Origin of the sequence: Sphingopyxis sp. (genome assembly GCF_025869345.1) — a bacterium.
Lineage (GTDB): Bacteria > Pseudomonadota > Alphaproteobacteria > Sphingomonadales > Sphingomonadaceae > Sphingopyxis.
The window spans coordinates 1-12,299 of sequence record NZ_JAOZVW010000044.1 but is presented as its reverse complement, the minus strand read 5'-3'; the positions used below and the strand labels follow the sequence as shown (position 1 = coordinate 12,299).

The window sequence follows — 12,299 nt, the reverse complement described above, 5'->3', positions numbered from 1 at the left end:
GGCTCCTAAACCCCCACCCCCCCGCCCGGGCGGGCCCGCCCTATGCCCCCCCCCCCCCCGCCGCCGCTTCCGCGTGTGGGGGGCCCCGCCTTCCCTCGACACGAACGGAAGAGAGGGTGCGCAGATTTAACGCTCGATGCGCTACCGCCCGCCCTGCGCCGCCGCCTTGTCGAGCGCGGCGGCGTCCGCCAGCGTCATGCCCTTGGGCAGGATCGCCACCGACCACTGGCGCTCCGGCACCAGATATTGCCGCGCGAGCCGCTGGATATCGGCCGGGGTGATCGAGGACATATCGCGGCCGATCGACAGCGCCGCCGCGGCGACGCGCGGATCGCGGGTCGCACCCTCGAGCAGGAACATCCAATAGACATTGCCGGTCGAGGCGCGCTCGATCTGCTCGCGGAGCGGCCCGGCGTTGCGCGCCAGCTCGTCGGCGCCGACCGGGTTGGCGACCAGGTCGGCCGCGATCTCGCGGACGATGCCATAGAAGCGGTCGACGTCCTTCGGCGCCAGCAGGCTGCCGACGACCAGATAGCCGCCGCTGCCCTCGAAACCCGTCGGCCAATGGCTGTCGGCGCTCGGCCCATAGCTCGCCCCCTGCTCGGCGCGCAGCCGGTCGAACAGGCGGTCATTGAAGATCGCCGCCAATATCTCCAGCCCATGCGCGTCGCGCGGATTCGCAAGGCCCCCGCTCGTCGGCCAGGCGGTCATCGCCGCCGCCTGCCCCTGCTCGCCCCTGTGATAGGCGATCATCGGCGTCGTGTTGTGCTTTGCGAAAGCGACCCGCTGCCCGCCCGGCGGCGCCAGCTCCTTGCGCGGGGGCAGCGCGCCCAGCGTGTCCGCCAGTATCTGCTTGTAATCGACCGTCGACAGGTCGCCGAATATCTGCACCTCGATCGGCCCGCTCGCCAGCCGCGGTTCCCAAAAGGCGCGGAAGGCAGCAGGGGTCAGCGCCGATATCGCCGCCTTGTCGGGCGCCGCCCAGCGCGCGTCGTCGCCGGTCAGCCAGCCTTGCAGATTGCGGTCGAGCACCGCGTTCGGCGTCGCGTCGTTGAGGTCGTAGCCGGTCAGATAGCCGACGCGCAGCCGCTCGACCGGCGCGGCGTCCCAGCGCGGCATGGCGAGCTTCGCCGCCATCAGCTTCATCTGATCGGCCAGGTCGGCGGGCTTGCTTTCGGCCGACAGCTCGAACGCGTCATCTTCGACCGAGAAATTCATCTGGATCTGGCGGCCGTTGGTGAGCTGATCGATCTCGTTCTGCCCCCACGGCCCGATGCCGCTCGCGACCAGCGCATAATCGCCGGTCCACAGCAGGTTCGGCGCGTCGGCGGCGACGCTGCGATTGCCGGTGCCGAAGCGGACCTTCACCCGCACCTTGCCTGGTTCGACCTGATTGTTCGACACCAGCGCCGTCACGCCGTTGGCGAATTCGATCCGTTCGGCGCGCAGCCCCGGAAGCGGCGCCGTCGACACGATCGATCCGGGCTTGCCGATCGCGGGCAATTGCTTGAAATCGACCTTCGTGGCGGCCAGGCGGTCGCCCTGTATCCTGGCGGGCGCGGCCAGCGCCGCGATCAGCGCCCCATCGCCGCCCGGAATCGCGGTCGGGGTGGTCAGCACGACACGCGTCACCGGCGCGCTGAAGATCGCCTTGCTGATCTTCAGCATCACCTGCGGCGTCGCCGAGGCGCGGATCGCCTTGAACATATCGACCTGCCCCTGCGGGCTGGCGACCGTTTCGCCGATATCGACCGCGCGCACCATGTCGTCGGCGAGCCGCGCGCCGGGCTCGTTGCGGGCATTGTCGAGTTCCTTGAGCAGGAACGCCTGGATCTCGTTCGCTTCGCGGTCGATGTCGGCCTGCGACGGCGGCGTCGTCACCGCGTCGGCGATCACCCCACGCACGTCGGCGAGCGCGGCCTTCCAGTCGCTGAGCGGCACGATCTGCGCCATGGTGACGTCGGCGCTGCGGCTGACATATTGCTGCTCGACCGTCGCGACCAGAAAGCTGCCGCCCGCGCGCGCGCGGTTTTCGAGCCGCCGGTTGACCAGCGCCTGCGCGATGAATTCCAGATACAGCCGCCGCGTATTTTCGACGGTGTCGATCCGTTTCTTCCACGGCCGGATCATCGCGAGCGTCAGCGCGAGCGGCTGATTGGCCTCGACGATCACCTTCGCGACCGGCGCCTTGGGGTCGGGCTTGCCGAAATCGGGCGGCGTCGGCGCCGCACCGTCCCCTTGCCAGTCGCCATAATATTTGGCGATCAGCCGCGCGAACTCGGCCGGATCGCCATCGCCGGAGATCACGACCACCGCGCGATCGGGCCGATACCAGCGATCGTGGAACGCCTGCACCGCCCCCGCGCGCGCCGCGCCAAGCGAGGCGACGGTGCCGATCGGCGAGCGGTCGCCGAGCAATTGTCCCGCGAACAGATGCGCGGTGGTGAGATCGGCGATCCGCTTTTGCGGCCCATCGGATTCGCGCAGCTCGGACAGGACGACCCCGCGCTCGGCGGTCACCGCCGCCTCCGAAATCCGGGGCTCGCGCACCATGCCGGCGAGCAATTTCATGCTCTCGTCGAGGTTGGCCGGGGTGACGCTCGGCAGGTCGAGTTGATACACGGTCTGCGTCGGCGTGGTTTGCGCATTGGAATCGCTACCGAACGTCACGCCGAAGCGCTGCCAGATGCGCTTCGTCTCGCCGTCGGGAATATGTTCCGACCCGCGAAAGGTCAGATGTTCGAGCAGATGGGCAAAGCCGCGTTCGGCGTCGGTTTCGAACATCGACCCGACATCCATGCGGACGCGGATCGACACCTGCCCCGGCGGCACCCCATTGTTGCGCACGGCATAGCGGACCCCGTTGGGCAGAATACCGAACTGCCACGCGGTATCGCGCGGAATGTCGCTGCCCGCATAGAGCCAGTCGCTGGCCTGCCCGGCCTGCGCCGGCACCGAAGCGGCGGGGGGCGGAGCGGGTGCGGTCTGCGCGACGGCGACCGGCGCGAACAGCAGCGCCGCGACGGCAGCGCTGGCCGGAAGGAAGGATCGCGGGAAGAAACGGGGCGTCAGCGGGGGAGAATAGGACATTGCCCCCTCTTATCGCGTTCGAACCTTGCTGGCCACTGAACTTCGCCCGCCCGCCCCGCGCGTCGGGCTTGCTGGGGGGCTTGTCACGCGCGGCTTGTCGCGGGCGCGGCTTGGGCTTAGCCAGACGGGATGAATGCCACGCCCCCCGCTCCGCTCGCCGCGCTCGTTCAGATGACGAGCGGCATCGATCCCGCCGTCAATCTGGCGACGGTCGACCGCGCCTTGGCCGAGGCGGCGGCAAAGGGCGCGGCGATGGCCTTTCTGCCCGAAATGGCGCTGCTGCTCGATCGCGACCGCCAGCGCTCGGCCGCGCATATCGTCCGCGAAGCCGACAGCCCATGGCCCGCCGCGCTCCAGCAGATGGCGCGGCGCCACGGCCTGTGGCTGCACAGCGGATCGATGCCCCTGCTGTCCGACGACGGCGCCCGGCGCGTCAACCGCAGCCATGTCATCGCCGCCGACGGCGGCATCCGCGCGCGCTACGACAAGATCCACATGTTCGACGTCACCCTGCCCTCGGGCGAGAATTGGACCGAGTCCGCCGCCTATGCCGGCGGCGCCGCCGTCGAGGTGGTCGAAACGCCGCTCGGCCGGCTCGGGCTCAGCATCTGCTACGATCTGCGTTTCCCCGAACTCTATCGCGCGCTGGTCGATCGCGGCGCCGATCTGATCGCGGTGCCCGCCGCCTTCACCGTCTCGACCGGCGAAGCCCATTGGCATATCCTGCTCCGCGCCCGCGCGATCGAAACGGCGTGCCATGTCGTCGCGGCGGCCCAGAACGGAACGCACGCCGACGGGCGCGCCACCTACGGCCACAGCCTCGCGATCGATCCATGGGGCGCGATCCTGGCCGAAGCGGCGGCCTGCAATGCCGAGGGCGACCGCGGTTATGACCTGACCCTCGCCCCGCTCGCCCCCGACGCCGCGCCCCGCGCGCGGCAGGCGATTCCGCTGGCCCGATCGCGCGCCGTCCGGTCGATCGAAATTTAGGCTATGATCAAATTTCCTATGCCGGGTTTCGACCGATTGCGGATCTCGCGAAGCCGAATTATGTAAATAATCGAAGGAGTGTAAGGTTCCCATGATCCAAACGGCGCTTGAAAGGCTGTCGGTTGCCTTCGCCGGGGCGGTGTTGGGTTTTCTGCTGGCCGAATATGGCTATGACATCAAGGGATTAGAGAAGCCTGAAAATCTCGCCTATGGCGCACTTGTTCTTACTCTAGCAGCGCTTGGAATTGTCAGGATGACGGTTGCCCAATCCCTCAGACATAACCCCAATAGCCCATCGTAAAACTAGCGTCCGCTTCCCATCCCATGGCGGCCATCCGCCCCGGCGCGCCCTCGGCCAGATCGCGAGCCCCCAAACGCACAAAAGGCCCCGAACTTTCGTTCGGAGCCCTTTGGTATAGCTAAGCGATCAGCCGTTATTACGGGCTGGTCGGGGTGTCGCTGTTGTTGTCCGACGCCAGGATGATACCACCGATGATCGCGGCCAGAGCAACGATAGCGATGATCCAGCTGGTGCTGCCTTCGAGTTCGCTTTCGCCGCCAAGAGCCGACGTAGCACGAGCCGAATCGAGCGAGGTAGCAGCCGAAGCGGCGACCGGAGCCACGATCATCGACGTTGCCGCGAGGGAGATCGCAGCTTTCTTAAGCAGGTTCATCTTCTTCTCCGTCCACTGGAAATAGTCTTATCGAATCACACCAACGCACGAGCTATCGCTGTGAATCTACCCAGCCTCTGTAGGCATAGTCATTGCCGATTGCAACGACGATTTGACCTACCCCCCATTTGTTATGAATTTGCTAAACCAGAGAAAAGCGCCGCATCGGCACCAATTCATCCGCGCCGGATGCGATCGAACGGCTCGCTCGTCACCGGGTAGCCGAGATGATCGGGGATGCAGAGATGCGCACCGCCGTCGCGCTCCTCGATCCACGGCGTGACCAATTCGACCGGAAAATCCCCGGCGTGCGCCGAAAAATCGGCAAAACCATCCGCCTGCGCCAACCGCTCCAGATTGCGGCGGGTCGGGAAGATGATCGAGACGTCGCCGCGATCGGCCATCGCCAGCGTCTCGCCCGCACTGGCCCAGAAGATATGGCTGTGTTCGGCCTCCTCGACGGTCAGTTCATGCCCGTGCGGCGGCGCGGCGACGGCATAGAAGCGGGTGTCGAAGGTCCGCGCTTCCTTGAAATTGGGACACCAGCGCGCAAAGGGCACGAGCGATTCGAGCGCGAGTCGCTCGCCGCGCGACGCCAGCATGTCCGACAAGAGCGCGCCGCCGAGAAGCGCCTGGCGGATCGCGCCCGTTTCCCGATCGGCGAGCGTCGGCCAACCGACCGCGAGCCCCGTCTCCTCGAGCGTTTCGCGCAGCGCCGCGACCCGTGCCGCGCCCTCGACATCGTCCGGCGCGAAGCCGTGCCGCTCCGCCACCACATGATCGTCGGGATCGATGCGCCCGCCCGGAAACACCACCGCGCCCGCCGCGAACGCCATCGTCGCCGAACGCTTGACCAGCAATATCTCGTCGGGTCCGCCGCCGCCTGCGGGGCGCATGATGACGAGCGTGGCGGCGGGGATGGCATTGTCCGGCACGGCGGACGGCGAAGCGGATGAACTCATGCCGAAACCCTAACCGCGCGCGCCGCGCTTGTCATCCGGCCATTGCAGAGGCGCGGACGAGGGTGCAAGAAGGGGCTCCAGTGGGAGCAGGGCCATGGGAATATTGGAGATTCTGGGTGTCGCCGGCAGTCTCAGCCTGCTCGCAGGCTGGCGGCTCTATCTCACTATCCTCGCCACCGGCATCGCGATGCATTTCGGCTGGCTGCCGCTGCCCGAGCATCTGAAGGCGCTTCAGGTTCTCGCCAACCCCTGGGTGCTCGGCGTCGCGACCGTCGGCACGCTTGCCGAATTCTTCGCCGACAAGGTCGCGTGGGTCGATTCCATCTGGGACACGATTCACGGCATCATCCGTCCGCTCGGCGGCGCGCTGCTCGCGCTCGCCCTGATCGACAGTTCCGATCCGACGTGGCAGGTCGTGGCCTTCCTCCTCGGCGGTGGCGGCGCGCTGCTCAGCCACGGCGCCAAGGCGACGACGCGCGCGGTCGTCAACATCAGCCCCGAACCGTTCAGCAACGCCGCGGTCTCGACCGGCGAGGATGTCGCGACGACCGGTCTGCTCGCGCTCGCCATCGCCTATCCCGCGCTCGCGATCGTGATCGCCATCCTGCTCGCCGCCGCCGCGGTGGTCGTGATCGTCGCGCTGCGCCGCCTGCTCCGCAACATCAAGACGACCCTGAAACGCGCGCTCGGCGATCTGCCGCCGGAGGCAGAGCGTTTGCCGCCGGTTTAGGCCAGCGATTCGGCAATCGGTCCTCCCTACCGCCTCGCGGCAGAGAGGATCGGATAGCGATCAACCCGCGAGCAATTCCTTGAGCGGCGTGCCGGTATCGGCAAGCTGCTCCGCCGTCGCGACGAGCCCGGCGGTGACGATCATGCGGCCCTGGACATAATCCTTGGTCGCGTTGACGCAGTCGAGCGCGATCACCCTGCCCGCCTTCAGATAGACGATCGAGAAGCTGCGGCTCGCAATGTCGCCGCGCACGACGGTCTGGTCGTGCCCGGTCGACAGGCCCGCGGTCTGAAGCTTGAGGTCATACTGGTTCGACCAGAACCAGGGGATGGCATGATATGGCGCTTCGTCGCCGACGATGCCCTTGGCGACGACATTCGCCTGGTCGTTGGCGTTCTGCACCGATTCGAGCCGGATCGTCGCCCCCTCGGCAAATTCGTTCACATGCGCCGCGCAATCGCCGATCGCATAGACGTCGGGCAGGCTCGTCTTGCAATGGCGGTCGACGAGCACGCCGTTGCCACCCTCGGCGCCCGCCGCGATCAGCGGTTCGACCGCGGGGACGATGCCGATGCCGACAATGACGAGATCGGCGGGAATGACCTCGCCATCCGACAGGCGGACGCCGGTGACATGCCCTTCCCCTTCGATCGCTTCGACCGCGACGCCGAGACGCAGGTCGACGCCATGCTCGCGATGCTCCTTCTCGTAGAAGCGCGACAGATCCTCGCCCGCGACGCGCGCGAGCACCCGGTCGAGCGCTTCCAAGAGCACGACCTTCTTGCCCGCCTTGGTCAGCACCGCCGCTGCCTCGAGTCCGATATAGCCGCCGCCGATCACGACGATCTGCTTCGCCGTCTCCGACGCCGCCTTCATCGCATCGGCGTCGGCGCGGGTGCGCACGCCCTGCACGCCGGGCAGGTCGCCGCCGGGGATCGGCAGCATTCGCGGGGCTCCGCCGGTCGCCCAGACGAGCTTGCCGTAACCGATCGTCTCGCCGCCGTCGGTGGTGACCGTGTGCGCCGCCGGATCGACCGACACGACGCGCTTGCCGAGCAGCATCGTCACTTCGCGCTCGTCCCAATATTTGGCGGGACGAAGCTGGATGCGCTCGAATTCCTTCTCGCCCGCGAAATATTCCTTCGACAGCGGCGGGCGCTCATAGGGAAGTTCGGGCTCGTCGCCGATGATCGCAATGGAACCTGCGAACTTCTGCGTCCGCAGCATCACCGCGACCTGCGCGCCGCCGTGTCCGGCCCCCACGATCACCACGTCGAACTGCATAATCCCTCCGTTACGGCACGCTCGCTTTTCGTCCGTGCCCTTGCACGGCGCAGGCGGCGGCACAACAAACATTGGCTATCAGGCGGACAGTATCACCTCGTCGCGCAGCGCAACAAGCGCCGCGCCCAGCGCCTCGACCTCCGCATCGCTGCGCGATCCGGCGACGAAGGAGGCGGACAGACAGAAACCGGGGGCGATGTCCGCGATCCCCGCGGCGACGGTGCAGACGCCGCGGTGGGCATATCCGCGATCGACCGCAAAGCCCTGCGCCGCCGCCGCCGCGACCTGCCGCGCATAGGCGTCGAACGGCAAGTCGTCCTGCCAGCGCACCGGGGCATAGCGTCGCGCCAGTTCGGCCTCACTCACCCGTTGCACCGCGGCGATCGCGCGCCCCGCCGCCCCGCTGCCGAGCGGCTGGCGCTGGCCGTCGGCGAGGCTGAGGCGCATCCCCGCATCGCTTTCGGCGCGCGCGGCAAGCTCCATGCGGTCGCGCGAGACGATCTTCCACAGCCCGACCGCCGCCTCGGCGCTTTGGGCGAAGCGCGCCATCAGCGGCTGCGCGCGGTCGGCGAGCCGCGCGGCGCGGGTATCGCGCAGCGCATCAGCCGCCCGCCACGCCGCCGCCAGCCGATACTGCTTGGTCCGCGCATCGCGCTCGACCGCCCCTTCGGCGACCAGCGTTTTCAAAAGGTTGAGGCAACTCGACGGGCTGAGATCGACAACGCGGCCGATGTCCGACAGCGTCAGCGCGCCCGAATCCGCGAGCAGGCGGAGGATGGCGAAAGCGTGCGAGACGGAGCGAACCGGGCCGGTCATGGTCTGGGAATATTTTCAATATGATGAAAAATCAATTCCGAATGTTGAAATGATGCACGCGGTCGCTTATCGCGCTATCGACACGAATCGAACGGGAGAGCGGCCATGAGCTTATGCCTTGACGGAAAGGTCGTCGCGATCACCGGCGCCGGGCGCGGCATCGGCCGCGAACTGGCGCTGCATTGCGCGGCCCAGGGCGCGGCGGTGATCGTCAACGATCCGGGCGTCGCGCAGGCCGGCGACGGCGGCGACGCCGCTCCGGCCGAAACGACCGCGGCCGACATCATCGCTGCGGGCGGCAAGGCCATCGCCAACTTCGGCAACGTCGCCGACCCAAAGGAGGCCGCGAGCATCGTCGAGGATGCGGTCGCCAAATTCGGCCGCATCGATGCGGTGGTGAACAACGCCGGTATCCTGCGCGACACCATCTGGCACAAGATGAGCTATGAGGACTGGAAGAGCGTCATCGAGGTCAATCTGACCGGCGTCTTCAACGTCTCGAAGGCCGCGACGCCCTGGTTCCGCGAGCAGCAGTCGGGCAGCTTCATCCACTTCACCTCGACCAGCGGCCTGATCGGCAACATCGGCCAGGCCAATTACTCGGCCGCGAAGCTCGGCGTCGTCGCGCTGTCGCAGTCGATCGCGCTCGACATGGCGCGCGCCGGCGTCCGCTCGAACTGCATCGCCCCCTTCGCGTGGAGCCGCATGACCGCCTCGATCCCCGCGACGACGCCCGCCGAACAGGAACGCGTCAAGCGCATCCAGGAAATGTCGGCCGACAAGATCGCGCCGCTCGTCGCCTATCTCGCCTCCGACCTGTCGAAGGATGTGACCAACCAGATTTTCAGCGTCCGCAAGAACGAGATCGTCCTGTTCTCGAAACCGCGCCCGGTGCGTTCGATGACCAAGCTCGAAGGCTGGACGGCAGAGGCGATCGCCGACGAACTGATCCCCGCCTTCCGCCCGAGCTTCGCGCGCGCCGACGAAGTGTCGGCGCACGTCTTCCCCTACGACCCGATCTGAGAATGCAGAATCACACTCCCCGATTCCCCGAGCGAAGCCGAGGGGCCATGCCGAGCGAAGTCGAGGCAGCAACGGCGCCGCTTCTCGCTCCGCTCGAACAAGCCCCTCGGCTTCGCTCGGGGAATCGGGGTAAGACGATGAGGAGTCCTTTATGAGCAACCCTGGCATGGACGCGGACGTCTTCGAACAGTTCATTGAGCAGCTTCAGCGCTACGTCCGCGAGCGCCTTCTCCCCGCAGAGAAGGAGATCATCGAGACCGACCGCATCCCCGACGACATCCTCGCCGAAATGCGCGACATGGGTCTGTTCGGCCTGACGATCCCCGAAGAGTTCGGCGGCGCGGGGATGAACGTCAGCCAGTATGTCCGGACGATCCACACGATCAGCTATGCGATGCCGGCCTTCCGTTCGATCATCTCGATCAACATCGGCATGTTCGCCTCGGCGCTCAAGAATGGCGGGACCGAGGCGCAGAAGGCCGAATGGCTGCCGCGCGTCGCGGCGGGTGAGATCGCCTGCTTCGGGCTCACCGAGCCGGGGTCGGGATCGGACTCGGCGGGGCTGCAGACGACCGCGACCCAGACCGACAACGGCTGGGTGCTGAACGGCACCAAGCGCTACATTACCAATTCACCCTTCGCGAAGGTCGGCCTGATCATGGCGCGCACCTCGAAGGAGAATCTGCCCAAGAACGCCCATGTCTCGGCCTTCGTCGTGCCGATGGACGCGCCCGGCGTGTCGATCGGCAAGTCCGACAAGAAGATGGGCCAGTCGGGCAGTCATATCGCCGATATCGTGATGGACGACGTCCGCGTCGGCGGCGAGGCTTTGCTCGGCGGCGAACTCGGCAAGGGCTTCGCTTTTGCGATGATGAGCCTCGACAACGGCCGCATGTCGGTCGGGGCCGCCGCGACCGCCTACGCCCGCCGAGCGCTCGACAGTGCGGTGCGTTACGCGACCGAGCGCAAGGCGTTCGGCGAGCCGATCGCGAACTTCCAACTCATCCAGCAGATGCTGGCGCAGAGCGAGATCGACATCTACGCGGCCGAATGCATGATGGAGGACGTCACCCGCCGCGCCGACGCGGGCGAGAATGTCCTGCGCAAAGCCGCGGCGTTCAAGGTCTTCGCCAGCGAAATGTGCGGCCGCGTCGTCGACGCCTGCGTGCAGGTCTATGGCGGGGCGGGCTATCTCGCCGAATATGACGCCGAGCGTTTCTTCCGCGATGCGCGCATCTATCGCATCTACGAAGGGACGACGCAGATCCTCCAGCTTCAGATCGCCAAGCATATGCTGCGCGAATTCGCGGCGGCGAATTGAGCGTGGTCGGGAATATCCCGTCGCCCCCGCGCAGGCGGGGGCCGCTCGCGGTTTACGCAGCAGCGGAGGGCAAGGCCGCCAGCGGCCCCCGCCTGCGCGGGGGCGACGGGATATTACCCTATGTATAACCTCCTCTCCGACCTCCCCGTGATCGAGGCGTCGTCCTTCGTCGCCTCCCCCACCGCCGGCCTTTACCTCGCGCAGTTCGGGGCCGAGTTGATCCGCGTCGATCAGATCGGCGGCGGCCCCGATTTCCGGCGCTGGCCGGTGACGGCGGAGAACAACTCGCTCTATTGGGAAAACCTCAACCGCGCGAAGAAATCGGTCGCGCTCGACCTCGCCCGGCCCGAGGGACGCGAATTGTTGCAGGAATTGGTGCGCGCGACCGGCCAGTTCGTCACCAACTTCCCCGCCGGCGGCTTCCTGTCGCACGAATTGCTCGCCGAGGGGCGTCCCGACCTGATCACCGTGCGCGTGATGGGCTGGGCCGACGGCTCGCCCGCGCTCGACTATACGGTGAACAACAGCGTCGGCTATCCGATGCTCACCGGGCCGGGGCCGGAGCCGGTCAATCATGTCCTGCCCGCGTGGGATCTGCTCACCGGCGCCTATGCCGCCTTCGCGCTGCTCGCCGCGATCCAGCGCCGCGCCGCGACCGGCGAAGGCGGCGAGGTCCGCCTGCCGCTCTCCGATGTCGCGATCGGCACCGTCGCCAATATGGGCGGCCTCGCCGAGGTGCTCTATTCGGGCGAGAACCGCCCGCGGCTGGGCAACGCCGTCTACGGCCTGTTCGGGCGCGATTTCACCACGCGCGACGGGCAGCGGACGATGATCGTCGTCGTCACGCCGCGCCAATGGGCGAATCTGATCGCCGCGCTGAATCTCGGCGCGGCGGTCGCGGCGATCGAGGCGGCGCGCGGGGTCTCCTTCGCGAAGGACGACGGCCTCCGCTTCACCCACCGCGACGCGCTCTATCCGCTGTTCGAGCAGGCGATCGCGGGCCGCGACCACGCCGACCTCGCCGCCGCCTTCGACGCGGGCGGGATCGTCCATTCGCCCTATCGCACGATGCTCGACGCCGCGAACGATCCGGCGCTGGTCGCGGACAATCCGATCTTCGGCGCGGCGGAGAACCCCAGCGGCTTCGCCTATCCCGCCGCGGGTTCCTTCGCGACCATCCCGCAAGCCGACCGCCAGCCGCCACGCCCAGCGCCGCGCAACGGCGAGCATAGCGAGGAAGTGCTGGCTTCACGCCTGTCGCTATCCTCGGGAGAAATCGCCCGCCTGATCGACGCCGGTATCGTCGGTGTCGGCTGAGATCGCCTTCCCCCTTTCCGTCACCCCGGACTTGATCCGGGGTCCCGCTTCCCAGCGTTGCTTAGCGGGACCCCGGATCAAGTCCGGGGTGA

General features: G+C 67.3%; 11 protein-coding genes. 6 read left to right on the top strand and 5 right to left on the bottom strand.

Annotation, left to right across the window (positions count from 1 at the left end; genetic code table 11):
- Positions 1–141 precede the first annotated feature (141 nt).
- On the bottom strand, positions 142–3,090 hold the full coding sequence (locus OJI97_RS05310) for a pitrilysin family protein (RefSeq protein WP_297661829.1): 2,949 nt from the start codon (positions 3,088–3,090) through the stop codon (positions 142–144).
- Between the two features lie 129 nt (positions 3,091–3,219).
- Here OJI97_RS05310 and OJI97_RS05305 point away from each other — a divergent pair, with 129 nt between their 5' ends.
- Together OJI97_RS05305 and OJI97_RS05300 are read left to right on the top strand one after the other, a co-directional pair.
- Positions 3,220–4,080: a carbon-nitrogen hydrolase family protein gene (locus tag OJI97_RS05305; RefSeq protein WP_297661826.1), complete on the top strand. Its 861-nt coding sequence runs from the start codon at positions 3,220–3,222 to the stop codon at positions 4,078–4,080.
- A gap of 91 nt (positions 4,081–4,171) precedes the next feature.
- Positions 4,172–4,381, top strand: coding sequence for a hypothetical protein (locus OJI97_RS05300; protein ID WP_297661824.1), 210 nt, complete (start codon positions 4,172–4,174; stop codon positions 4,379–4,381).
- Between the two features lie 136 nt (positions 4,382–4,517).
- On the opposite strand, the gene OJI97_RS05295 is transcribed toward OJI97_RS05300, so the two are convergent.
- Both OJI97_RS05295 and OJI97_RS05290 read right to left on the bottom strand, forming a co-directional pair.
- A complete protein-coding gene (locus OJI97_RS05295) occupies positions 4,518–4,754 on the bottom strand; it encodes a hypothetical protein (RefSeq protein ID WP_297661822.1) in 237 nt (78 codons plus the stop codon).
- Positions 4,755–4,930: 176 nt separating this feature from the next.
- A complete protein-coding gene (locus tag OJI97_RS05290) occupies positions 4,931–5,716 on the bottom strand; it encodes an NUDIX domain-containing protein (protein WP_297661820.1) in 786 nt (261 codons plus the stop codon).
- 94 nt (positions 5,717–5,810) lie between these two features.
- Between OJI97_RS05290 and OJI97_RS05285 the strand changes: the two genes are divergently transcribed.
- A complete protein-coding gene (locus OJI97_RS05285; protein WP_297661818.1) occupies positions 5,811–6,446 on the top strand; it encodes a DUF4126 domain-containing protein in 636 nt (211 codons plus the stop codon).
- A gap of 60 nt (positions 6,447–6,506) precedes the next feature.
- Here OJI97_RS05285 and OJI97_RS05280 read toward each other — a convergent pair whose 3' ends face one another.
- Both OJI97_RS05280 and OJI97_RS05275 read right to left on the bottom strand, forming a co-directional pair.
- Entirely contained in the window at positions 6,507–7,730 is a 1,224-nt protein-coding gene (locus OJI97_RS05280) for an FAD-dependent oxidoreductase (protein ID WP_297661815.1), read from the bottom strand.
- Between the two features lie 78 nt (positions 7,731–7,808).
- Positions 7,809–8,546 (bottom strand): helix-turn-helix domain-containing protein, encoded by a 738-nt coding sequence (locus OJI97_RS05275; protein WP_297661813.1) that lies wholly within the window; start codon positions 8,544–8,546, stop codon positions 7,809–7,811.
- 105 nt (positions 8,547–8,651) lie between these two features.
- Here OJI97_RS05275 and OJI97_RS05270 point away from each other — a divergent pair, with 105 nt between their 5' ends.
- The 3 genes from OJI97_RS05270 (at position 8,652) to OJI97_RS05260 (ending at position 12,207) form a co-directional block, all read left to right on the top strand.
- On the top strand, positions 8,652–9,569 hold the full coding sequence (locus tag OJI97_RS05270; protein WP_297661811.1) for an SDR family NAD(P)-dependent oxidoreductase: 918 nt from the start codon (positions 8,652–8,654) through the stop codon (positions 9,567–9,569).
- Between the two features lie 151 nt (positions 9,570–9,720).
- A complete protein-coding gene (locus OJI97_RS05265) occupies positions 9,721–10,890 on the top strand; it encodes an acyl-CoA dehydrogenase family protein (RefSeq protein ID WP_297661810.1) in 1,170 nt (389 codons plus the stop codon).
- A 120-nt stretch (positions 10,891–11,010) separates the two neighbouring features.
- Positions 11,011–12,207: a CoA transferase gene (locus tag OJI97_RS05260; protein WP_297661808.1), complete on the top strand. Its 1,197-nt coding sequence runs from the start codon at positions 11,011–11,013 to the stop codon at positions 12,205–12,207.
- Positions 12,208–12,299: the final 92 nt, after the last annotated feature.